Source organism: Nocardiopsis baichengensis YIM 90130 (assembly GCF_000341205.1).
In the GTDB taxonomy this organism is placed as follows: domain Bacteria; phylum Actinomycetota; class Actinomycetes; order Streptosporangiales; family Streptosporangiaceae; genus Nocardiopsis_A; species Nocardiopsis_A halophila.
The window spans coordinates 19601-43040 of the sequence record NZ_ANAS01000013.1 but is presented as its reverse complement, the minus strand read 5'-3'; the positions used below and the strand labels follow the sequence as shown (position 1 = coordinate 43040).

At 70.3% G+C, this 23440-nt stretch carries 18 protein-coding genes; 7 read left to right on the top strand and 11 right to left on the bottom strand.

Annotated elements, in window-relative coordinates; translation table 11 throughout:
- Positions 1–163 precede the first annotated feature (163 nt).
- Together C892_RS0112460 and C892_RS0112455 are read left to right on the top strand one after the other, a co-directional pair.
- The gene (locus tag C892_RS0112460; RefSeq protein WP_017557480.1) at positions 164–574 is read left to right on the top strand and encodes an SseB family protein; all 411 of its coding nucleotides are present in this window, start codon (positions 164–166) and stop codon (positions 572–574) included.
- A 221-nt stretch (positions 575–795) separates the two neighbouring features.
- Positions 796–2838: a hypothetical protein gene (locus C892_RS0112455; RefSeq protein WP_017557479.1), complete on the top strand. Its 2043-nt coding sequence runs from the start codon at positions 796–798 to the stop codon at positions 2836–2838.
- Positions 2839–4780: 1942 nt separating this feature from the next.
- On the opposite strand, the gene C892_RS0112450 is transcribed toward C892_RS0112455, so the two are convergent.
- The 8 genes from C892_RS0112450 to C892_RS0112415 are packed head-to-tail and all read right to left on the bottom strand — an operon-like array spanning position 4781 to position 11500.
- Positions 4781–5203 (bottom strand): metal-sulfur cluster assembly factor, encoded by a 423-nt coding sequence (locus tag C892_RS0112450; RefSeq protein WP_017557478.1) that lies wholly within the window; start codon positions 5201–5203, stop codon positions 4781–4783.
- Entirely contained in the window at positions 5200–5697 is a 498-nt protein-coding gene (sufU, locus tag C892_RS0112445; protein ID WP_017541654.1) for a Fe-S cluster assembly sulfur transfer protein SufU, read from the bottom strand. The genes C892_RS0112450 and sufU overlap by 4 nt, the downstream gene beginning before the upstream one ends.
- A gap of 18 nt (positions 5698–5715) precedes the next feature.
- Entirely contained in the window at positions 5716–7005 is a 1290-nt protein-coding gene (locus tag C892_RS0112440; RefSeq protein WP_017557477.1) for a cysteine desulfurase, read from the bottom strand.
- Complete coding sequence (sufC, locus tag C892_RS0112435; protein WP_017541652.1) at positions 7002–7769, bottom strand: Fe-S cluster assembly ATPase SufC; 768 nt, start codon at positions 7767–7769, stop codon at positions 7002–7004. The genes C892_RS0112440 and sufC overlap by 4 nt, the downstream gene beginning before the upstream one ends.
- Before the next feature lie 12 nt (positions 7770–7781).
- The gene (locus C892_RS0112430) at positions 7782–8111 is read right to left on the bottom strand and encodes a non-heme iron oxygenase ferredoxin subunit (RefSeq protein ID WP_017557476.1); all 330 of its coding nucleotides are present in this window, start codon (positions 8109–8111) and stop codon (positions 7782–7784) included.
- A complete protein-coding gene (gene sufD / locus C892_RS0112425; protein ID WP_017557475.1) occupies positions 8104–9273 on the bottom strand; it encodes a Fe-S cluster assembly protein SufD in 1170 nt (389 codons plus the stop codon). Before sufD ends, C892_RS0112430 begins: the two co-directional genes overlap by 8 nt.
- Positions 9273–10685 carry a Fe-S cluster assembly protein SufB gene (gene sufB / locus C892_RS0112420; protein WP_017541649.1) on the bottom strand — a complete coding sequence of 471 codons (1413 nt, stop codon included), beginning with the start codon at positions 10683–10685 and terminating at the stop codon, positions 9273–9275. Before sufB ends, sufD begins: the two co-directional genes overlap by 1 nt.
- Positions 10685–11500: a helix-turn-helix transcriptional regulator gene (locus C892_RS0112415; RefSeq protein WP_017557474.1), complete on the bottom strand. Its 816-nt coding sequence runs from the start codon at positions 11498–11500 to the stop codon at positions 10685–10687. Before C892_RS0112415 ends, sufB begins: the two co-directional genes overlap by 1 nt.
- A gap of 266 nt (positions 11501–11766) precedes the next feature.
- Between C892_RS0112415 and C892_RS0112410 the strand changes: the two genes are divergently transcribed.
- The 4 genes from C892_RS0112410 to C892_RS0112395 are packed head-to-tail and all read left to right on the top strand — an operon-like array spanning position 11767 to position 14147.
- Entirely contained in the window at positions 11767–12711 is a 945-nt protein-coding gene (locus C892_RS0112410; protein ID WP_017557473.1) for an ABC transporter ATP-binding protein, read from the top strand.
- Entirely contained in the window at positions 12708–13502 is a 795-nt protein-coding gene (locus C892_RS0112405) for an ABC transporter permease (protein WP_017557472.1), read from the top strand. Before C892_RS0112410 ends, C892_RS0112405 begins: the two co-directional genes overlap by 4 nt.
- 4 nt (positions 13503–13506) lie before the next feature.
- Positions 13507–13896 (top strand): hypothetical protein, encoded by a 390-nt coding sequence (locus C892_RS0112400; RefSeq protein WP_017557471.1) that lies wholly within the window; start codon positions 13507–13509, stop codon positions 13894–13896.
- Between the two features lie 35 nt (positions 13897–13931).
- Positions 13932–14147: a type II toxin-antitoxin system HicB family antitoxin gene (locus C892_RS0112395; RefSeq protein ID WP_026124319.1), complete on the top strand. Its 216-nt coding sequence runs from the start codon at positions 13932–13934 to the stop codon at positions 14145–14147.
- Here the strand turns inward: C892_RS0112395 and C892_RS0112390 are convergent, their stop codons facing one another.
- Positions 14148–15377: an arginine deiminase gene (locus C892_RS0112390; RefSeq protein ID WP_017557469.1), complete on the bottom strand. Its 1230-nt coding sequence runs from the start codon at positions 15375–15377 to the stop codon at positions 14148–14150.
- 116 nt (positions 15378–15493) lie between these two features.
- Between C892_RS0112390 and C892_RS0112385 the strand changes: the two genes are divergently transcribed.
- On the top strand, positions 15494–16477 hold the full coding sequence (locus C892_RS0112385) for an EamA family transporter (RefSeq protein WP_017557468.1): 984 nt from the start codon (positions 15494–15496) through the stop codon (positions 16475–16477).
- 98 nt (positions 16478–16575) lie between these two features.
- Here C892_RS0112385 and C892_RS31295 read toward each other — a convergent pair whose 3' ends face one another.
- Both C892_RS31295 and C892_RS28875 read right to left on the bottom strand, forming a co-directional pair.
- A complete protein-coding gene (locus C892_RS31295; RefSeq protein WP_152513387.1) occupies positions 16576–17031 on the bottom strand; it encodes a hypothetical protein in 456 nt (151 codons plus the stop codon).
- A 137-nt stretch (positions 17032–17168) separates the two neighbouring features.
- Positions 17169–23324 (bottom strand): RHS repeat domain-containing protein, encoded by a 6156-nt coding sequence (locus C892_RS28875; protein ID WP_161631985.1) that lies wholly within the window; start codon positions 23322–23324, stop codon positions 17169–17171.
- Positions 23325–23440 lie beyond the last annotated feature (116 nt).

Genomic DNA, 23440 nt, shown 5'->3' with positions numbered 1-23440 from the left:
ACGTGTCAAAGGAGAAAGGCAGGGGTACGGCGTGCCCCACAAGCATACCGCCGACCACCGACGCGGGGCCGGGGCGACGCCTGACCGAGACCGGCAAGCGACCTTCGCCGTGACCTGGCACCCGCCCCGCGGCGATCCCGAGAAGAGAACGGGTCCACACCCCATGACCAGCAGTGACAGCGCAGAAGCGACAGCCTCCTTCCCCGCCAACGCGGTCGAGGAGGCCCTGGACCGGGCTCTGAGCACCGAAGGCGCCGACGAAGGGGCCGCCGAGGCCTTCCTCGCCGCCATGGCCCAGGGCAGCCTGTGGGTCCCCGTCCCCGAGGGGTCGGGCACCCAGCAGGACGGCACCATCGCGCTGCCCTCACTGGAGCTCCAGGGCCAGGTGTACGTGCCGGTGTTCACCTCCCAGGAGCAGTACGACGAGCGCAGCTCGGAGGTCCCCTGCGCGGTGCTGCCCGTGCGCGACCTGGCCTCGGTGCTACCGGAGGGGGTCGGCCTGGCGGTCAACCCCGGCAACGGCCCGAGCGTGCCGCTGGCCCCGGAGACGGTCGCCGGACTCGCCGGGGAGTGACCCCGCGCCCCGGGTGCGCCCTACCCTTCCGCGCCCCGCCGTCGTACGATCACCGGCGGGGCGCGCTGGGCGCCCGTGTCCCCGCCGCCCCGGGCCGTCGCAGGACAGCGGGCACCGAATCCGGCAAGGGCGCATAAAGTGGAACAGCGGTCGCCCCCTCCCGGTCCCGGCGGCCGCCCGAGTCCATGCGCCGTACCCCTGGAGGTCGAGGTCCACCGCGGATGAACGCCATCTCCCCGATCTGCCTGACCGACCTGGCACCGGCGCTGCGCTGGAGCCGGCCCGAGGACCTCGCGCCCTACCTCAAGCACAGCCGCCTGGTCGACGGCTGGTGGCGCTCGCTGCCGCTGCCTCGGGTGCTGGAGATCGCCGGCCCCGCCTGGCTGGCGCACAACCTGGCGCTGCTCATGTCCGAGTACTGGGACCACATCCCCATCGGCGACTTCCTGCCGGTGCTGCGCGCCCTGCCGGTGGACATGGACGGGGTCGCCGAGCCCGTCCGCGGCGCCGTCCTGGCCACGGCCGGGGACTGGGCCACGCTGGTGGGGTCGGCCCCCTCCTGTGTGGCCGCCTGGTCCTTCCCCGCCGACTGCGGCCCGGTCGAGGTGATCGGGTCGGCCGCCTGGCAGGCGCTGCGCCCGTTCTGCGGCGAGGAGGCGCGCATCGGTCCGCTGCCCTCCCCCGCCCTGATGATCGAGGCGGTGCGCACGGTCGCCCACTGGCTGCCGGACAGCGCCCCGGACCGGGTGCGCCGCGCCCTGGGCTACCTGTCCGCGGCCACCGGCGCCGACCTGGACGAGGGGCCGCCGCCGTCCGTGTCGGAGCCGCCCCCGGGGGGCGCCGACGTCCCGCAGAGCCCCGCCACCCGCGCCATCCGGACCCTGCGCGCGCTGCGCAACCAGCACGCCCGGGAGCAGGAGCGCGCGCCCGGCGGCGAGGCCCCCGAAGGGGACCGCGGCCCGGCCCCGGATCTGGGCACCCACCCGATGGTGGACCTGCTGGAGGAGTTCCTGCGCGGGTGGAGCCCGCTGGAGCGCACGGTCGCCGCCGAGCGGCTCTTCGCCGCCGACCCGATCAGCATCCGGCTGCTCGCCGACCAGACCGGCGCCGACGTCGGGGACATCCGCAACGCCCAGCGGAGCGTGGAGGAGCGGCTGCTGCAGTGGCTCTCCTCCCCCGGCGGCGAGCCGGTCACCCGGCACCTGCGCGAGCTGTCGGACGAGCTGGGCGCGGCCACCACCATCGACACCCTGATCGGGGCCCACCCCGACCACCCGGTCACCGTGCCCTCGCTGAAGGCGCCGCTGTGGCGGGTGCTCATCACCTTCTTCACCGACCGGCGCCTGCACAACGGCTGGCTGGTGGCCGACGACCCGCAGCGGATGCGCTGGCAGACCCGGGAGATGCTGGGCGACGCCCCCACCCTGGACGACGCGGCGGCGCGGCTGGACCGGATCGGCATCCGCCGCCGGTCGCTGCGCGCGTGGCTGCAGAGCACGCCGGGGATCGAGGTCCGCGACGGGCGGGTGCTGATCGACCCGTCGCTGCCGCCCGAGGGCCCCGCCCCGGCGCCCGCCTTCGGGGGGCGGCCGGAGCTGGCGGAGGACGACGGCTCGACCACCGCGGGCGGGCTGCCGATCCGGCGGCGTCCGGGCGCCGCGCACGAGGCGGGCGCGGTCCCGCCGCCGCACGAGGGGCCGGTGGCCGCGCCGCCGTCCGCGCCCGCGCCGCCGGGGGTGGCCACCTCGCCGCGGTGCTTCCACGCGCCCGACGGCCGGTGGTGGCACCGGGTGGACATCGGGGCCGACCACCTCAACGGCGCCCCGGTGACCGTGCCCCCGGGGTACGCCACCCACCTGGGGCTGCAGCCGGGCCGGCTACTGTGCCTGACCGCGCCGGGGGCCGACCTGCTGGTGCTGGTCTGGCGCGACCAGCCCGCCTTCGACTCGCTGCGCCCGCTGCTGCGGCGGCTGTCGGCCCAGCCGGGCGACCGGGTGTTCATCACCGTGGACGGCGACCGCCTGGACGCCCGCCGACTGCCCGCCGCCGACCTGGGCGGGCACGGCCCCACGGGCAGGGCGCTGCACCTGATCGGCTACACGGCGCCGGCCCCGACGGAGGAGGCCCTGCGCATCATCGCCCGCCGGATCACCGAAGAGGAGAACCCCGAGCCGGACCCGCGCACCCTGCTGGACATGCTCACCGAACGCGGCGACGACGACATCGCCGAGGAACTGCGCCAGAGCATGGCCACCCCGCACTGAGCCGGGCGGGGAACCCCCTCGCCCCCGACGGGAGGCGCTCAATCGGGTAGCGCTGCCGGGTGGCGGGCGTGCGGATGGTGCAGGTGGTCGCCGGCAACGACGGCGCGGCTGGTACCCCGCTCACGGCTGTCGGCCGGGCGGCGGGCCGTCGGGGTGCAAGGGAGGGCGGCGACGAGGAAGCGGGGCGGTTCCCCGGGCCCGGCAGTCGGCCGCCGGGCCTCTCGCGGTCCCGGAACAGCGGCAACGACGGAACGGCTGGTACCCCGCTCACGGCTGTCGGCCGGGCGGCGGGCCGTCGGGGTGCAAGGGAGGGCGGCGACGAGGAAGCGGGGCGGTTCCCCGGGGGCCTGGCGGTCGGCTGCCCGGCTTCTCGCGGTCCGGGAACTGCAGCAACGACGGCGCGGCCGGTGCCCCGCTCGGGGTGCTCGCCGGGCGGCGGGCCGTCGGGGTGCAAGGGGGAGGGCGGCGACGAGGAAACGGGGCGGTTCCCCGGGGGCTCGGCAGTCGGCCGCCGGGCCTCTCGCGGTCCCGGAACAGCGGCAACGACGGAACGGCCGGTGCCCCGCTCGGGGTGCTCGCCGGGCGGCGGGTCCTCGGGGTGCAAGGGGGAGGGCGGCGACGAGGAAGCGGGGCGGTTCCCCGGGGGCTCGGCAGTCGGCTGCCCGGCCTCTCGCGGTCCGGGCCGGGTGCGCGGTCGGGGCCGGTCGCCGCCCGCCCGCGGCGCCCCTCCCTGGCCCGCGCCCGGCGCCCCTCCAACCAGAGGGCCCCTTGTGACCTGGGTGAATACGCACCGTTATAGGGGTGGGGCGAGCGGGGGCGCGCTGATCGGCGCCCCGCGGCGGCTCCCGGGTGCGATCCCGGCCAGACCAGAACGGGGTTCGGTGCCACTGTGCCCGTATTGCCCCTGTTCGTCCGCTCGCCGGCGGGGAGAGGGCGGCGAGGCAGGGGCGGGGCGCCCGCTCGGGCCGGGGCCCGTGTCGGTGTCGCCCCGCCCCCGGTCACCCGGGGTGACCGAGAGCGCCGCTATCGGGTCCGGTGTGCCGGTAGAAGGGGTCTCGGGCACCGAATCCCGTTCTGGTCTGGCTGTCACCGTACGCCCGCCCGGTCTCGGGGGTCGCTCCGGGCGTGCGCGGGGCCCGCACCCCCGTCAGATCCGGACAAACGGGACGTCCGGCGGGCCTGGTCCGTCGGAGACCGCCCCGGAAGGGCCGGTTCTCCAACGTGAGTGGTGATACCGCCACCCGGTTGCACATTGCGCGGCGGTATCACCACTCTCGATACCCGAGCAGCGCCGCACGCGCCCGGTATGCCCGGAATGCGTAAAGGGAGGGGCCTCTCCAAGGCCGAGGCGGCCGGCCACCCGGCGGCCGACCGCCAGGCCCCGGGGAACCGCCCCCTCCTCTTCGTTGCCGCCCTCTCCCTGGCGCCGCGGCGGCCCGCCGCCCGGCCGGGGCCGCGAGCGGGGCACCGGCCGTTCCGTCGTTGCTGCTGTTCCGGGACCGTGAGCGGCCCGGCGGCCGAACGCCAGGCCCCGGGGAACCGCCCCCTCCTCTTCGTCGCCGCCCTCTCCCCGGCGCCGCGGCGGCCCGCCGCCCGGCAAGCAGGCCGGAGCGGGGCACCGGCCGACCCGTCGTTGCCGCTCACCGCCGGTACCGCCCGGGGCGCCGGCGCCCGGCCGGGGGCCGTGAGCGGGGCACCGGCCGCGCCGTCGTTGCTGCTGTTCCGGGACCGTGAGCGGCCCGGCGGCCGACCGCCAGGCCCCGGGGAACCGCCCCCGCTTCGTCGCCGCTGCCCTCCCCCCTCTGCACCGAAGGGCCCCGCCGCCCCGCCCCCAGGAAAAAGACCGAGGGCCGGGACGCCCTTCGGCGTCCCGGCCCTCGGTGTCCGCTCCTGAGGGAGGGGGTCCGGCCGGGGTCTCCCGGCGGACCGGTCAGACGTTGAATCAGACGTTGAAGCCCAGCATCCGCAGCTGGTCGCGGCCGTCCTCGGTGATCTTGTCCGGACCCCACGGCGGCATCCAGACCCAGTTGATCTTGACCTCGCGCTCGAACTCGTCCAGCGCGCTGGTCGCCTGGTCCTCGATGACGTCGGTCAGCGGGCAGGCCGCGCTGGTCAGCGTCATGTCCAGGGTGATGCTCGACTCGTCGGCGTTCACCCCGTACAGCAGCCCCAGGTCGACCACGTTGACCCCGAGCTCGGGGTCGATGACGTCCTTGAGGGCCTCGCTGATCTCCTCGGCCAGGGCCTCCTGGCTCATGCCGCCCTGGGCCCCCTGCGCAGTCTGCCCGGACTGCTCGGCCGGCTCGGACTGCTGCTCAGCGGCCCCCTGCTCCGGGGCCGGGGCCACGGTCTCGTTCTCGCTCATGAGACACCCTCCGGTCCTTCCCCGCTGGTGCGGGGGTCGCTCTCCAGGGACTGCACGGTCGCGTCCTTCCACGCCATCCAGGCGAGCAGGGCGCACTTGATACGGGCAGGGTATTTCGACACCCCGGCGAACGCCACCGCGTCCTCCAGAACGTCCTCGTCCGGCTCGCCCTGGCCCTTGGAGTGCATGAGCTCGTTGAAGGCCTCGAGCATCTCCATGCCCTCGTCCACCGTGCGCCCGATCAGCAGGTCGGTCATGACCGACGCGCTGGCCTGGCTGATCGAGCAGCCCATGCTGTCGTAGGACACGTCGGCGACCTTCGCGGCGCCCCCTTCTCCGGATCCGGGTGTCAGGTGCACCCGCAGCGTCACCTCGTCCCCGCAGGTGGGGTTGATGTGGTGCGCCTCCCCTTCGAAAGGCTCCCGCAGCCCCTTGTTGTGCGGGTTGCGGTAGTGGTCCAGGATGATCTCCTGGTACATCGCGTCCAAGCGCATCGGTGCGTTCCGCCCTTCCTAGCGCGCCTCGGCGGTCCCGAAGAACCGCTGCGCGGTGCGCACGGCCTCGGCCAGCGCCTCCACGTCCGCGAGCGTGTTGTACAGGTAGAACGAGGCCCGCGTGGTGGCCTGCACCCGGTAGCGGCGGTGCAGCGGCCAGGCGCAGTGGTGGCCCACCCGCACCTCCACGCCCTCGTCGTCCATCACCTGGCCGAGGTCGTGGGGGTGGATGTCCTCGACGGTGAAGGACACCGCCCCGCCCCGGTCGACGGTGTCGGTGGGGCCGACGATGCGCACCCCCTCGATCCCGCCGAGGAGCTTGACCGCGTACTCGGTCAGCCGGTGCTCGTGCTCGGCCACCCGGTCCATGCCGATCGCCGACAGGTAGTCGCAGGCCGCGGCCAGCCCGACCGCCTGCGGCGCCATGGGCACCCCGGCCTCGAACCGCTGCGGCGGCTCGGCCCAGGTGCTGTGGTCCATGTGCACCACGCCGATCATCGAGCCGCCGGTGATGAACGGCGGCATCGCGGCCAGCAGCTCGGCGCGCCCGTAGAGCACCCCGATGCCGTTGGGCCCCAGCATCTTGTGGCCGGAGAAGACCAGGAAGTCGCAGTCGAGCTCGCGCACGTCCACCGGCATGTGCGGCACCGACTGGGCGGCGTCCAGCAGCACCAGCGCGCCCACCTCGTGGGCGCGGGCGGCGACCCGCTCAACCGGGTTGACCGTGCCCAGCACGTTGGACTGGTGGGTGAGCGCGACCATCTTCGTGCGCTCGTTGACCAGGTCCTCCATGTCGGACAGGTCGAGCCGCCCGTCCTCGGTCAGGCCGAACCAGCGCAGCGTGGCGCCGGTGCGCCGGCACAGCTCCTGCCAGGGCACCAGGTTGGCGTGGTGCTCCATCTCGGTGACGACGACCTCGTCGCCCGGGCCGATGGAGAAACGGCGGTAGGGCTCGTCGGCCGTGGCCGCGTTCCCCATGGCGTAGGCGACCAGGTTGACCGCCTCGGTGGCGTTCTTGGTGAACACCACCTCGCCGGGACCGGCGCCCACGAACGACGCGATCGTGGACCGCGCCGCCTCATAGGCGTCGGTGGCCTCCTCGGCGAGCTGGTGCGCGCCGCGGTGGACCGCCGCGTTGTGGCGCTCGTAGAACTCCCGCTCGGCGTCGAGGACCTGCCGGGGCTTCTGGGAGGTCGCCCCGGAGTCGAGGTACACCAGGGGGCGCCCGTCGCGGACGGTCCGGGACAGGATCGCGAAGTCCCCCCGGACCGCCTCGGCGTCGAGCGGCGCGTGCTCGCCTCGGGTCACTTCTCAGCGCCTGCCTTCACGAAACGCTCGTAGCCCTCGTTCTCCAGCTGGTCGGCCAGCTCCGGGCCGCCGGACTCGGCGATCCGGCCGTCGGCGAAGACGTGGACGTAGTCGGGCTTCACGTAGTTGAGGATCCGGGTGTAGTGGGTGATCAGCATGACGCCCACGTCGGTGTTGGCCTTGGCCCGGTTGATCCCCTCGGAGACGACCTTGAGGGCGTCGACGTCGAGGCCGGAGTCGGTCTCGTCGAGGATCGCCATCTTCGGCTTGAGCAGCTCCAGCTGGAGGATCTCGTGGCGCTTCTTCTCACCGCCGGAGAAGCCCTCGTTGACGCCGCGGGCGGCGAAGGAGCCGTCGATGGACAGGTCCTTCATGGTGCCCTGCAGCTCCTTGGAGAACTGGCGGAGCTTGGGCGCCTCGCCGCGCACGGCCGTGACCGAGCTGCGCAGGAAGTTGGACATGGACACGCCCGGGACCTCGACCGGGTACTGCATGGCCAGGAACATGCCGGCGCGGGCGCGCTCGTCCACGCTCATCTCCAGCACGTTCTCCCCGTCGAGCAGGACCTCGCCCGCGGTGATCTCGTACTTGGGGTGGCCGGCGATGGCGTAGGCCAGGGTGGACTTGCCCGAGCCGTTCGGGCCCATGATCGCGTGGGTCTCACCGCTGTTGACGGTCAGGTCCACGCCCTTGAGGATCTCCTCGCGCTCGTCGGCCCCGATCAGGACGTCGGCGCGCACCCCGCGGATTTCGAACTTCGTCATCTGTTTCAAGCCTCAGGAATCGGTGGTGTCCAGCGAGACGAGGACGTCGTCGCCGTCGATCTTGACTGCGTAGGTGGGCACCGCCTTGACGGCGGGCGGGTTGATCGGCTTGCCGGAGGTCAGCTCGAAGCAGGACCCGTGCAGCCAGCACTCGATGGTGCCGTCCTCCACTTCGCCCTCCGACAGGTTGACCTCGGCGTGCGAGCAGATGTCGCTGATCGCGTACAGCTCGCCCTCACTGCGCACCACCGCCACCGGGGTGCCGCCGACCTCCGCGCCGAGCGCCCCCTCCTCGGGGAGGTCGCTCAGCGCGCAGACCCGGGTGAAGGTGCCCTCACTCATGCTCGGCCAGCTTCTCCTCGACCTCGGCCATGATCCGCTCGCGCAGCTCGGGAACGTTGATCCGGCCGATCAGCTCGGCGAAGTAGCCCCGGATGACCAGGCGGCGGGCCTCGTCCTCCGGGATGCCGCGCGAGCGCAGGTAGAACAGGTGGATCTCGTCGAGCCGCCCGCTGGCGCTGGCGTGCCCGGCGCCCTCCACCTCGCCGGTGAAGATCTCCAGGTTGGGGACCGAGTCCACCCGGGTGCCGTCGGTCAGCGCGAGGTTGCGGTTGTACTCGTAGGAGTCGGTGCCCTCGGTGCCCTCGCCGATGATCACGTCGCCGATCCACACGCCGTGCGCGCCCTCGCCGCTCAGCGCGCCCTTGTACTCGACGCGGCTGCGGGTGTGCGAGACGTTGTGGTCGATCAGCGAGCGGTGCTCGTGGTGCTGGCCGTCCCCGGTGAAGTAGAGCCCGTGCAGCTCGGCGTCGCCGCCGGGGGCGGTGTAGGCGACCTTGGGCGACATGCGGACCAGGTCCCCGCCCAGGGTGATGACGAAGCTCTTGAACCGGGCGTCGCGGCCGACCTTGGTGTAGTGGTGGCCCACGTGCACCGCGTCGCGGCCCCAGTCCTGCAGGCTGATCACGGTCAGCTCGGCGCCGTCCTCGACGATGAACTCGACGTTGTCGGCGTAGACGGCCTGCCCGGCGTACTCCAGGACCACGGTGGCCTTGGAGTGGGCCTCGGCGCGGACCAGGACGTGCCCGTAGGCGTCGCCCTGCTCCTCGCCGGTGACCTTGATGTAGGCCGGCTCGGCGACCTGGGCGTCCTTGGCGACGGTCACCACGGTGGCGCCGCCGAAGGAGCCGAAGTCGCGGAAGGCCAGCGCCGAGACCCGGTCGGTGGGCAGGAACGCGGTGCCCAGCCGCGGGTCGTCGGAGCCGACGGTCTCGTGGGTGACGCCCTCAGGGGCGGTCACCTCGATCGAGACGCCGCCGTCCTTGATGTCGCGGCCGTCGTGCAGCCCGCGCAGACGGCGCAGCGGCGTGAACCGCCACTCCTCCTCCCGGCCCGTGGGGACCGGGAACGCGTCCACGTCGAAGGACCCGTGGACGTCCAGCTTGGAGATCGGGAGCTCGCCGCCGTGGCTGTGCTCCTTGACTCCGAGGTTCGGGCCGGCCATTAACCAACCGCTCCTTCCATCTGCAGCTCGATGAGCCGGTTCAGTTCCAGGGCGTACTCCATGGGCAGTTCGCGCGCGATCGGCTCGACGAACCCGCGCACGATCATCGCCATGGCCTCGTCCTCGTCCAGGCCGCGGCTCATCAGGTAGAAGAGCTGGTCCTCGCTGACCTTGGACACCGTGGCCTCGTGGCCGAGCTCGGTGTCGTCCTCGCGGATGTCGTTGTAGGGGTATGTGTCGGAGCGGCTGACGGTGTCGATCAGCAGCGCGTCGCACTTGACCGTGGACTTGGCGCGGTCGGCGCCCTCCTGCACCTGCACCAGGCCCCGGTAGGAGGCGCGGCCCCCGCTCCGGGCCACCGACTTGGAGACGATGGTGGAGGAGGTGTTGGGGGCGCAGTGCACCATCTTGGAGCCGGTGTCCTGGTGCTGGCCCTCGCCGGCGAAGGCGATGGAGAGCGTCTCGCCCTTGGCGTGCTCGCCCATGAGGTACACCGCGGGGTACTTCATGGTCACCTGGGAGCCGATGTTGCCGTCGATCCACTCCATGGTGGCGCCCTCGTAGGCGACGGCACGCTTGGTCACCAGGTTGAAGACGTTGTTCGACCAGTTCTGGATCGTCGTGTAGCGGCAGCGCGCGTTCTTCTTGACGATGATCTCCACGACCGCCGAGTGCAGCGAGTCGGTCTTGTAGATCGGCGCGGTGCAGCCCTCGACGTAGTGCACGTAGGCGCCCTCGTCGACGATGATCAGGGTCCGCTCGAACTGGCCCATGTTCTCGGTGTTGATCCGGAAGTAGGCCTGCAGCGGGATCTCCACGTGGACGCCCTTGGGGACGTAGATGAAGGACCCGCCGCTCCACACCGCCGTGTTGAGCGCGGAGAACTTGTTGTCGCCGGCCGGGATGACCGTGCCGAAGTACTCCTGGAAGAGCTCGGGGTGCTCCTTCAGGGCGGTGTCGGTGTCGAGGAAGAGGACACCCTGCTCCTCCAGGTCCTCGCGGATCTGGTGGTAGACGACCTCGGACTCGTACTGGGCGGCCACGCCGGCGACGAGGCGCTGCTTCTCGGCCTCGGGGATGCCCAGCTTGTCGTAGGTGTTCTTGATGTCCTCGGGCAGGTCCTCCCAGGAGGTGGCCTGCTGCTCGGTCGACCGCACGAAGTACTTGATCTTCTCGAAGTCGATCCCGGACAGGTCGGCACCCCACGAGGGCATCGGCTTCTTGTCGAAGAGCTTCAGCGCCTTGAGGCGGGCCTTCTGCATCCATTCCGGCTCGTCCTTCTTGGCCGAAATGTCGCGGACGACCTCCTCGTTCAGGCCGCGCCGAGCGGAGGCGCCGGCCGTGTCGGGGTCGGCCCATCCGTACTCGTAGGTGCCGAGCCCTTCGAGCTCGGGGTGCGCGATAGACGTCATTACGCGGATCCTCCTGGACTCAGACGTCCTGATTCTCTGCCGTCACCGTCGGCGGTGCCGCTGGCGGCCCCGGCCTCGGTGCTGTGCTGGGTGCTGGTCTGCGTGCCCTCCTGCGGGGTCACGTGGGTGGTGCAGATGCCGTCGCCGTGGGCGATGGTGGCCAGCCGCCGCACGGGGGTGCCCAGCAGCCGGGCGAAGGCCTCGACCTCGGCCTCGCACAGCTCGGGGAACTCCGCCGCCACGTGCCCGACCGGGCAGTGGTGCTGGCAGAGCTGCTGGCCCCCGCCGGGCGCCGGGGCCCGGTCGGCCGCGGCGGCGTAGCCGTCGCTGCTCAGCGCCTCGGCGAGCTTGCGCACCCGCTGCTGCGGGGGCACGCCCTCCAGCAGGGGGCGGTAGCGCTCCTCCAGCTCGGCCACCTGGCGCCGGGCGAACTCGGTGACGGCACCGGGTCCGGCCCGCTCGGCCAGGAAGCGCAGGGCGCTGGAGGCAAGGTCGTCGTAGCCGTGCACGAACGCGTCGCGACCGGCCTCGGTGATCGCGAAGACCCGGGCCGGGCGCCCCCGGCCCCGGCGGCCCAGGGGCCGCGCGTCGCGGGCTTCGACGAGCCCCTCGCCCATGAGGTTGTCAAGGTGCCGGCGGATGGCCGCCGGCGTGAGCCCGAGCCGCTCCCCCAGCGAGGAGGCGGTGATCGGGCCCTGCTCCAGGATGAGTCGCGCCACCCTCGCGCGCGTCCCGGTCTCGGCGCCCAGGTCGGGCGAAGGCGTGCGCGGGACGCCGGGGGCACTGCCCCCGCTCGTCTTCTGTCCGTCGCTCACCTTTTTCACAACATCAGTGTGGCGTAAATGCTTCCCTGCGGGCAAACCGTGATCCATGCCATTGATCACCCAGGTAAGCCTTACCTTTCTGGGGTTTTGCACGCCTGTCCGACCGCCGCGTCGTGCGCGCGCTCCCCGGACGCCCCCGATTCGCCCGAATGGCGAGACGCGCATCTCGCGATACGAACGCCTCATCCGGCGGCGGCGCGCCCACGGAGACGCACCCCGTGCGGGCCCGCACACGGGCGGCCATAGACTCTGAGGCCATGGAGACAGCCGCGGTCGAGGTCACCGACCTGGTGAAGAGGTACGGCGCGACCACCGCCGTCGACGGCCTGTCCTTCACCGCGCCCCGAGGGGCGGTGACGGCGCTGCTCGGCCCCAACGGAGCGGGCAAGACCAGCACCGTCGAGGTGTGCGAGGGCTTCCGCCGGGCCGACGGCGGCAGCGTGCGCGTGCTCGGGCTCGACCCGGCCGCCGACGCGGCGCGGCTCAAGCCGCGGGTCGGGGTGATGCCGCAGTCCGGCGGGGTGCCCACCGGTGCCCGCGCGGGCGAGTGGCTGCGCCTGACGGCCTCGTTCCACGCCCGCCCCCTCTCGTCCGACACGCTCCTGGAACGCCTGGGCCTGACCAATGCTTCCCGGACGCCCTTCCGCCGCCTGTCCGGGGGGCAGCAGCAGCGGCTCTCCCTGGCCGCGGCCGTGATCGGCCGCCCCGAGCTGGTCTTCCTCGACGAGCCCACCGCCGGGCTGGACCCGCAGGCCCGCCACGCCACCTGGGAGCTGGTGGCCGAGCTGCGCGCGGCCGGGGTCGGCGTCGTACTGACCACCCACCACATGGAGGAGGCCGAGAACCTGGCCGACCGTGTGGTGATCATCGACCGGGGCCGGGTGGTGGCCGACGGCGCCACCGGCGAGCTCACCTGCGACGGGCAGGAGCTGCGCTTCGAGGCCCGTGAGGCGGTGGACACCGGCGCCCTGGAGGCGGCCCTGCCTTCCGGCGTGCGGGTGGAGGCCCGTCCGGCCACCGCGGGGCGCCCCGCCGAGTGCGCGGTCGCGCGCGCCGACGGCGGGGAGATCGGGCCCGAGATGCTGGCCACCGTCGGCACCTGGTGCGCCGCCAACGGCGTGCACCCCGAGGGGCTGCGCGTGCAGCGCCGCACCCTTGAAGACGTCTTCCTCGAACTCACCGGCCGGGACCTTCGCTCATGACCGAGACCACCGCCCGCCCCGCCCTGGACTTCACCCCCGCCCCGGGGGCCGCGCCCATGGCGCGCATGGTGGCCGCACAGGCCGGCATGGAGCTGCGCATCATGCTGCGCAACGGGGAGCAGCTGCTGCTGACCATGGTCATCCCCGTGCTGCTGCTGGTGGGGTTCAGCACCGTCGACGTGGTGGAGCTGGGCGACGGGCCTCGGGTGGACTTCCTGACGCCGGGCGTCCTGGCCCTGGCGGTGATGTCGACCGCCTTCACCGGGCAGGCCATCGGCACCGGCTTCGAGCGCCGGTACGGGGTGCTCAAGCGGCTGGGAGCGACGCCCCTCTCACGGTTCGGCCTGCTGGCGGCCAAGACGCTGGCGGTGCTGGCCGTGGAGGCGATCCAGATCGCGGTGCTGTGCTCGGTGGCCCTGGCCTTGGGGTGGGATCCCCAGGGCGGCCCCGCGGCCTTCGGCTACGCCGTGCTCCTGGTCCTGCTCGGCACGGCGGCGTTCAGCTCGCTGGCGCTGCTGATGGCGGGCACCCTGCGCGCTGAGGCGACGCTGGCCGCGGCCAACCTGGTCTACGTGGTGCTGCTGGGACTGGGCGGGGTCCTGTTCGACACCGGGCGCTTCCCCGGAGCGGCGCAGACGGCGGTGGAGGCGCTGCCGATCACGGCGCTCGCGGGCGGGCTGCGCGCCGTCCTTGCCGACGGTGCGGCGCCGTCACTGCTTCCGGTGGCGGTACTCGCCGTGTGGGCCGCGGCCGGTGCCGCACTGGCCGCCCGCTTCTTCCGCTGGGAGTGAGCGCGTGGAGCTGATCGGAGTCCCGGCCTACCAGCTCGTCCGCTCGCTCGGCCCTCCCCTGGTGCTGCTGGCCGTGGTGGCGTTCCTGATCCGGCGCCGACGCCCTGCGCGCCCGGGCCTGCTGTGGGCCGCCGTCCTGGCGCACCTGTCCGCCGCGGCGCTGCCGTACGGGTGGCTGCTGCTCCAGGCCACGGCGGGGGTCACCGGGACGACCCTGGTCGGCCTGATCATGACGCTCCTCCAGCCCGCGGTGGAGTTCGGCGCTTGGCTGCTGGTGCTGGGGGCGGTGTTCCTCAGGCCGCGCCGCACAGGTTCCCCGGACTCGGAACGGGCCGCAGCCCCCGGTGAGATGATCATCGAGGAGTCCGCGTCGCAGGCCGAAGGGCGGCACTGACCGCGGCGTTCGTCCCTGCGAGCCGGAGGCGACGGTTGAGCCGATACGTGGTCCTGATCGAGCAGAGCGAGGACGGCTTCGGGGCCTGGTGCCCGGACCTGCCCGGCTGCGTGGCCGTCGGCGACACGGTCCCCGAGACCGTTGAGGAGATGCGCGGGGCGATCCGATTCCACATCGAAGGGCTGCGCGAAACCGGGTTCCCCGTCCTTGAGCCCTCGACAGTCGCGAGCTCGGAAGTCGAAGCCGCCTGATCACGGCTCTCGCTGAATAGGGCAGGTCATGCAGTGGGGCCCTCCCCTGCCTCGACCCAGCTCGCTCCCGGCTATGGGCAGGACCTCGATCCCGTTCGCCCTTAAATGAGCGTTGGTGGTCACGTTGCGCTCATAGGAGACCACGACCCCGGGTTCCAGGGCGAAGACGTTGCAGCCGTCGTCCCACTGCTCGCGTTCCGAGGAGAACACGTCCTGTGTGGGTGTGAGGACGCGGATCTCCTCCAGGCCCGCCGCCTGGGCGATCGCGCGGTGCATGTCCTCAGGGGGATGGTCGGTCACCTTCAGTTCCTTGCCTCCGGGGCCGCCGTCACCGGGCTCAAGGGTCGAGGAGGGGAGCATCCCCAGGCCCGCGTACTTGGTGAAGACCCCGTAGTCCACTTCGGTCATGACCGTGTCCAGGTGCATCACCGCGCGGGCGTGCGGCATGCGCAGGCACAGGATGCGCTCGGCGCCGCCGCGGGCGAACATCTCACGCGCCAGCAGCTCCACCGCCTGCGGTCGGGTTCGCTCGCTGGTGCCGACCAGGACCGCGCCGCCGCCGATCGGCATCAGGTCTCCGCCCTCAAGGGTCGCCGGGGCGTGGGCACGGCCCCGGTTCCACACCTCGAAGCCGGCCCTGGCGAACATGGGGTGCCACTGGTAGACGGCCTCGTAGTGGATGGTCTCGCGGCGGCGGGCCTTCTTGCGCATGGCGTTGATGGTCACGCCGTTGTACAGCCACGCCGAGGTGTCGCGGGTGAAGAGGTGGTTGGGCAGCGGGTCGAGCACGAAGTCGTCGTCGCCCAGGGAGTGCAGCCACAGCGACGCGGGGTCGTCGGTGCGCTCGCGCACCTCGGCCTTGGTTATGCCGCCGACGAGGAAGCGCGTCAGTTCGGCGTCGGCCATGGCGTCGAGGGCGTCGCGGATGGCGCCTGCGGCCTGGGGGCCGTGGAAGCGCTCGTCGATGACCTCGCCCAGGACGAACGACCGGGCCTCGGGGACGGCCAGGACCTCCCGGAGGAGACGGTCGAAATAGTGCACGCGGACGCCGTGGTCGCGCAGGAGGGCGGTGAAGGCGTCGTGCTCCTCGCAGGCGCGGCGGGCCCAGAGCACGTCGTCGAAGAGCAGGTCGTCCTTGTTGGAGGGGGTCAGGCGGCGCAGTTCGAGGTCGGGCCGGTGCACGATGACCTGCCGCAGCCGGCCGACCTCGGAGTCCACGCGGAAGACCATGCGCCCGTTCCTCCCCGTCTCCGGAGTTCCGACGCAGGCTGCATTCCCCCGCAGAGGCGGCCGGAACCCGGGGACCACGGCCCAGAGGTGGCGCACCATACCTAGGATGGTCGGATGTGAGTACCCATGCCGCGGCCGAGCCCTCCGCCGGCCTCCCCCGCTCCCCCCGGTTCGCCAACCCCTTCGCCTCGGGACGGCTGCGCGCCCTGGGCGATTCGATCCCGCCGACGTGGATGGTGCTGATCGGCATCGTCTCGGTCCAGGCGGGGGCGGGGATCGCCAAGAACCTGTTCGGGGTGCTGCCGCCGAGCGCGGTGGTGTGGCTGCGACTGCTCACCTCGGCGGCGCTGCTGCTGGTGCTGGCCCGGCCGGCGCTGCGCGGGCGCACGTGGGCGGACTGGGCGGTGGTGGCGGGCTTCGGCGCGTCGCTGGCGCTGATGAACTTCTCGATCTACCAGGCGATCGCGCGCATCCCGATGGGCATCGCGGTGACGATCGAGTTCCTGGGGCCCTTGGCGGTGGCGGTCGCCGGGTCGCGGCGGAAGACCGATGTGGTGTGGGTCGGGCTGGCGGCCGTCGGGGTGGTGCTCCTCGGCCGCGACGACGGCTCGGGCACGGTCACCCTCGCCGGGGTGCTGTTCGCGCTGCTGGCGGCGGTGGGCTGGGCGGGCTACATCCTGCTCAGCGCGGCCACCGGCCGCCGCTTCTCCGGGACATCCGGCTTGGCGATCGCGAGCCTGGTCGGCGTGATCCTCGTGGCCCCCGCAGGCATCGCCGAAGGCGGAACCGCCCTCCTCGACCCCAACCTGCTGCTCTTCGGCCTGCTGGTCGGAGTGCTCTCCTCCGTAGTGCCCTACACCCTGGAGATGCAGGCCCTGCGAAAGATGCCCCCGAGAGTCTTCGGAATCCTGATGAGCCTGGAACCGGCCGCAGCAGCCCTCATCGGCCTGGCACTCCTCGGGGAAATGCTGACGGCATGGCAGTGGGCGGCCGTCCTGTGCGTCGTAGCCGCCAGCGCGGGGGCGACCCGATCCCAGCAGCGCAGAGAACAGCGCAAACAGCGCGAGCAGACCGCCGAGGCTACAGAAGATCCCGAGTAACCCCACCTGACGGCGACAACGCAGCCATCACCCAAGGGAAGGCGCCGGAGGTCCCAGCCGACGAGCCCCAGCGCTCCGCCCCGCATACCGCAGTGGAATCATTCCACCCCGCCAGTGATGCTGTAAATCGTCCCGGCAGTCAGGACGCTCAGAGCATAGGCCGCCAATGTGAATTTTACGGGGAACCAAACGTGCTTATGCGGCACGCCGGCATCCTCACTAGGAGAGGCCGAGTCGATCGCCTCTTGAAGTCGCCGCCTAGCCCTAGTATTAGTCGGCTGTCCAGCCAAAAACCCGACGGGCGAGTTCGCCATAATCATCATTCCCACTTTCCCGCCCCCCTCAACATTGATGTGCATATCATCCACAGGGCCAAGTGATTTCACATAGGAAAATGGAACTACATGCTTAACCGTAAAATTGGTCACCACAATCCCATTAGACGTCACGACTACACGAGAGAACACTCCGAGCAAGAGCGCAAAGACAAGGAATCCAACACCGAACAGAGGGGCAAGCAAGAGCTCCAGTATCACATTCTCAGCATTTTTCATGCGAGACGTCACCAATGTACCCGCGACATAGATGCCACCTCCAAGCAGCAAGGCAAATGTCGCAGTATACCAATTTCGAAGCACCACACCCTTCCGCCTGCAAGGAAACTTCTTTAGACACTTTTGGTGCAGGACTTTCACGTGAAGGCCTCGGATCCCGACTGCCCGACAGTCCAGGAAGCTGCATTCACTCCCATATTGAAGGTCGTCTGCCCAGGGTGTGTGGGCGTGATGATCGGCTGCCCTTCCGAGATCGAATCGCCGTACACTTTCCTATTGGCCTCGAGATACCGCCTATAAGCATTCGGGTCAAATACTGTCATTTTTTCATGCGGAAATTTCGTCATAAAGTCTTTCCAGCCGCGCGTGGTGACAACCTTTCCACTCATCGCCCATTTGGCAAACCCTCCACCGACCCCAACGAGCGCAGCATTCACGCCGTGCCTTTTCCAGGAAACATTACCCCATCCATTTTTATTGGCATCCGACAAGACCTGGGCACCCACCAATGCCCCTCCTGCCAATACGCACGCGCCCGCTGTCGTTGCGATACACACTCCCATGACGCCTACAGTGGCGATGTTCTCCCAATTGTCCTTCGTCCAGTTCCAGGCCGCTGATGCCCCACTCTTCGTGGCGCCCCAAGCCGCTGACCCCCATTCTTTCGCTGTGTCCAGGGCGTCGCTCACAGGGTCCTGTTGATAGGACTTGTTGTCGTACGGATCGACATACGTCGGAGACGCCCCCCCGCTCCACCTTGTACTCGATGCGGTCACGCCGGTGTAGAACGTGCTTCTGGAGTTCTGGTAATACGGCCTCTGGTAGACACCACTCCCCTGGCGCATCTTCGCCACATCACGGCCCTGCTGGGTCCACATCGCCTCCTGCTTGATCTGAGTGATGTCATTGCCCCCCTGCGGCGGACTCGACGTGCACCCGCACCCGCCCGGGCCGACCATCAGCAGGCCCGACGCATCGCTGGAGGCAACCGGGCTGTTGTTGGCGTAGGCATAGCCGTTCATCTGCTGGGAATCGTCGGCCTTCATCAGCGGGTCCACCGAGATGAACCGGCCGATCGACGCATCATAGGACCGCGCCCCCAACTGGGTCAGCCCCGTGGCCTCATCGACCGTTCCCCCCACGAAACCCTTCTCGCCCGGCCACGACGCCGACGACGAGCGCAGCTCGCCGAACGGAGTGAACCGGCGCTGCACCGTCTCACCCGTACGCGCATCCACCGCCAACTGGGAAGACCCGTTGTGGTCGGAGAACAGCCAGTACAGCCCCTCTCCATCGCGAACCGCCACCGTCTCGCCGGCGTGCTCGTAGTAGCGGGTCGCCTGGACCGAATCCTCACCCGCGGTCCACGTGACCTCCTGGCCCGGCAGGTACAGAGTCCACTCCGTCCCCTGCCGGCGGATCAACCGCTCACCATCGGCGTCATAGACGTAATCGGTCTCAGCAGCACCACCCGTGACACCGGCCAGGTTGCCCTCGGCGTCCCAGTCCAGCTCCTGGTCGCCGTCCTCAGAGTTGCGGCGCACCATGTTGCCGGCCTCGTCGTACTCATACGTCGAGACGCTCTCACCCCCATGGCCGGACTGGTCGACCCGCGCCACACCATGTCCCGGGCCGCCGGTCTCCGCCGTACCGACGTAAGCCCGATCGGTCGTACCACCCGGGGTGCGCTTGGTTTCGCTGACCCGGTTCCCGGACTCGTCGTAGGTGTAGGAGTCCCAGTACGGGGCCGCGCCGCCGAGGTCGTCAGTGCTGGGATCAGTGGAGCAGGAGCTCTCGCCCGTGGCGTTGGGCGTCCAGGCCTCGGTCAGACGCTGCAGATGGTCGTACTCGAAGCACTGCACATCCGAAGGCCGCTCTTCCTCCGTGGGCTCATCGCGGATGGACAGGATATTGCCCGCATCGTTGTAGTCGTAGGTCTGGGTGGTCAGCGATCCCGCGCCGACCCTGTGGACCATGCTCGCCTTGTCAAGGCGGTCCGTCGACTCGTCGTAATCACGCGTGACCCACGTCTCCTCGGACCCACTGGTGCCGCGAGTGAACTCCCGCTGGAGCAGTTTGCCCGTCTTGGAGTAGATGGTCTCCTTGACCATGTCGTGCTGCATGCCGTATTCGGTGCCGTTGAGCGCGTACTCCTGGCCGATGTCGTCGTACCTGTAGCCGACTCTCTCCTTCTCCAGGTCTCCGACCCCGGGCACGATCATCGACCTTCGGGTGCCGTCACTGTTGTAGGTGTACTCGTAGGAGTAGCTTCCGGCGAGCCCTTCCTCGGATTCCGGGATGGAGACCTTCTTCTCCTCCACCCGGTTCATCCGGTCATAGCTCACGATCTCCGAGGTGTAGGCATCACCGTCGACGTAGCGGGTGGAGGCAGCGGGCTGCCCCTTGGCCACGGTGTCGTAGGTCCACTCCGCCCGCAGCTCGCCGTCGGGGCCGTCGTCGCGGCGCTCGGTCTCCCGCCCCAGTGCGTCGTACCCCTTGTACAGCGTGCGCCCGCGCGCGTCGGTGGTGGTCACCATCCGGTCGGCCGCATCGTAGGTGAACGTCGTGCGCCCCGTGTCCGGGTCGACCTCCTCGACCTTCCGGCCGGCCAGGTCGTAGGTGTACTCCCAGGTGTTGTCGCCAGGGTCGGTGATCGTCGCGATCTCGTCGTTCTTGGCGTAGGAGTAGGTCGTGGAGTCGTAGTCGCCCTCGGGCTTGCGACCGTGGTGGGTGCGCTTCTCGGTCGTGCGGCCGCGCGCGTCGGTGATCGTCGTGGTCCCCGTGCCGCCTTCGGGCTCGGTGACCCGTGTGCGGTCCCCCAGGTACTCGGTGCTGGTGCGCCACTGCTCTTCGCCGCGGGCGACATGGACCTTGGCAGTGGCCCGGTCGGCACCGTCGTACTTGGTCTCGGTCTGGCGGGGAATCTCGTCGTGGTTGTTGACGACGAACAGTTCCCCGGAGGGGTCCTCTTCGTTGTAGTAGGTGTCGCGTTGGATCACCGTGTTGCCGCGACTGTCGTGGAACACGTCGGTGATCCGGCGGCCTTCATCGGTCGCCGGGGACTGGGTCTGGCGCTCGCGTAGCAGCCCGTCGTAGATCTCGTAGGAGGTGACGTATTCGTCGCTTGCGTTGAGCGTCTTGGTGACCACGGTCGCCGGCTTGTCCTTGGCCACGTGGTACTCGAAGGCCATGCTGGGCCGGGGATAGCTGCTGCCTTTGGGCCGGTCCGGTAGCCAGACCTGAGTGAGCCGACCGAAGGCGTCATAGGTCAGATCAGCACGGTTCCCCTCGGCGTCGATCTCGGCGACGGGGTTGCCGCGCAGGTCGTGCTCGGACTTCGTGGTGTGCCCGAGAGCGTTCGTCACGGTCGTGGTGGCAGGGGCGCCGCCCGCCACGTTCGACGTGTACTCGGTTGTCGTGGTGTTTTCGAGGGCGTCGGTGGAGGTCAGTGCACGACCATAGGAGTCGTAGGTCGTCTCCTCGGTCACCTGGTACTGCGGCTGTCCGTCCGCGTACTCCTCGATCCGCTCGCTGGTCGTAGGCAGACCCCGTGTGGGCTCCTCACCGTAGCCCTTGCCGTCGAAGTGGGTCCGAACGTCGCTGATCACATCGCCGGGCTTGTCTGCGCTCTCGGCGTCCCCGCACCCGACGTCGAGCTTCTGGACCCGTGACACGGTCTCCATGATCCAGGCGTCGGTGTTGCGGTTGTAGGTGGTCAGCGTGCACCGGTCGTCTGACGTATCGTCGATGTCGCCCTCGTCGTGGACGCGGACGACATAGCCCCGATCGTCGAAGGTGTTGGTGCTGCGGGTGGTGCGCCACCCGTCCGCGCCGTCCTTGCCCAGAGCGGTGTATTTCTCGCTGCTCTTGGTCTTGATGATGTGAGCTTCGAGGGTGCCCCAGGAGTAGTCACGCTCGGCGGTCTTCTTCTTCCATGGCTCGCTGATGGTCTTCTCCACCACCGCGCCGTCAGGACCGTTGCGGGTGATGACCTCGCGGGTCTGACCGTTGAACAGCTCGTCGTCGGTGACCTCGTTGCCTTCGGAGTCGGTGATGGTCACCGAGCGTTCACCATCGTCGGGGAGCTCGTCGCCGTCCATGCCCCGGTAGTAGAGGTATTCCTTCTCCGTCTGCGTCGCGTCCGGGTGACCGGTGCGGACCTTGACGGTCTCGTAGCCGCGGAATACCGACCAGGTTTGGTTCTCCTCGGGGGTGATGCCGTTGGGCTCGGCGTGCGCCCAGGCCGCGTCGCCCACGTAGTCGTAGGAGGTGATGACGTCGGGCTGGTCACCGACCAGGTCGATCTCGGAGACCTGGGTGACGGTGTACTTGTGGAACCAGTCCGTCAGTTCCTCTTCGCCTTCCGGGGTCCAGATCACCGGGTAGCACGACTTGGCGTTCTCGTGCGGCTCGGGCGTCTCGCCGGCCTCGCACTCGGGGGCCGAGTAGGAGATGTCGACCTGCCCGCCGGTCTCCGTGTAGACGGAGGTGACGCGCCACTTGTACATCTCGGCAAGGCCGTCGGAGGTGGAGTCGACCCGGTTGACCATCGGGGTGCCGCCGAAGCTCACCGAGGGATATGCCTGCGGGTCGCCGCCCCCGGTGTGGCCGGTGTGGGTGATGGAGTCCAGCCACAGCGCCGGGTCGGTCCCGTCGCCGGGCTTGGGGTACTTGTGCTCCAGCTCGAAGGAGTCGATCGTCGTGTAGCCGTCGCCGTCGTGGGCCTTTGCGGTGACACCGTCGAGCTTCTTGGTGGAGAAGAACGCTGGGGAGTGGTTGCCGGTGCAGTCCTCGTCGGCCCCGCATTCGCGGTCGATGGGCACGTCGGGCCAGTGGTCGGCGTTGTCCTCGGTGCGCTCGTCCGGGTCGCAGGCGAAGTCGTCGGTGGGCAGGCAGCGTTCGGAGACGTCGAATTCGACCTTGGCCGGCGCCGTGCCGTAGACGTCGTCGGAGCGGAGCCCGTACTCGACGCGCTCCACGTAGCCGCCCCGGTCGTAAGGCGTGGCGGTGGACTCCAGGTTGCGGCCGTAGTGGTTGGTCTCCTTGCCGTAGTAGTAGGCCATCGCGTTGCCGTGGGCGTCCTCGACGTAGTCGAGGTTCCACTTGTAGGCCTGCTGGCACCAAGAATCCTCGAAGGACGACTCGTGGCAGGGCTCGCCCGAGTCGTCACCGTAGACCGGGTGGGTCCAGGCGGAGTAGGTCTCCTCGTCCCCGCTCCCGTAGCCGGGCAGGCGGTTGCGGCCGAAGTAGTACTGGGTGCCGTCGGGGGTGGTGAGCTTCCAGTACTCCCCGTTGTTGTCACCGTTCTCGGCGCCGGTGAGCTTCTCGATCTTCGAGCCGTCGTCGTTCTTGAGGTGCCACTCCCCCTCGGAGTCGATGATCAGCTCCGAGGACATGCCGTTCAGCGAGAGGGTGGCGTTCTCGCGTTCCCAGCACTGGTCGGCCACGTCCTGGCCGTCCTCCTGGCACAGCTTGTACCGGCGCTCGATGTAGCCGGGGTGGTAGTCGAAGCCCTCTCCGATCCAGGAGGTCTGGTTGTTGGAAGAGGCGGTGCGCCCGTCCACGCTCTGCGAGGAGTAGCCCAGGGAGATGTCCGGGGTCAGGCCGGAGGCCACCGGGGGTGTGCCGATCGGGTAGGACCAGGTGAACCCGCCGGTCTGGGGCCCCACGTTCCACTCGGAGGAGGCCTGGAGCTTGGTGGCCGAGTAGTCGCCGTCGCCGCCCTCGCTGTCGGTGTCGGCGCTCGCGGCGAGAAGAGTGCCCTCACCGGAGGTGGCCGGTGCGACGGCGCTCAGGGTGCGGGCCTCGGTGTCGTTGTCGGATTCCAGGTCCACGCTGGCGACGCAGTCGGGCTCGCCGCCGTCGGCACACGCGTCGAGCGCGGTGAGTTCCAGCCGGTTCCCGTAGTCGCCGCCGTAGGCGGTGGCGAAGTCGGAGTAGTCGACCTCGACCCGCACCGGGGCGTGCTCACTGCCGCCGTCGGTGCGCTTGAGGCGCAGGAGCAGGCCGTCCACCCCCAGGGAGTCGGCCTGGTCCCGGCTAAGGACCTCCAGCTCGACTTCTTCCAGCTTTTCAGGGGCCTCGGGCTGCTCCGGTGTCTCTTCTTCGGTCGGTGCTTCCCCGGGCTGGTCACCGTCGGCGGACTCGTCCTGTCCGTCCCCAGGGGCGGGAGTCTCGTCCTGCCCTTCTTCACCAGGGTCGGATCCGGAAGAGGGCTCGGGGGACGGGGCCGGGCTGGACGAGGGGCTGGATTCCGCCTCCTGCGGCTCATTAGGCAGCCGACGCTCATGCACGCGGTCAGCGTCGTCCTCAGCCCCGGCGCCCTTGAGCGGCGACTCCCACTCTTCGGCCTCCGAACTCTCGACCGGTCCGAGGCTTACCGCCTTCCCTTCGCCTTCCTGCGACTGCT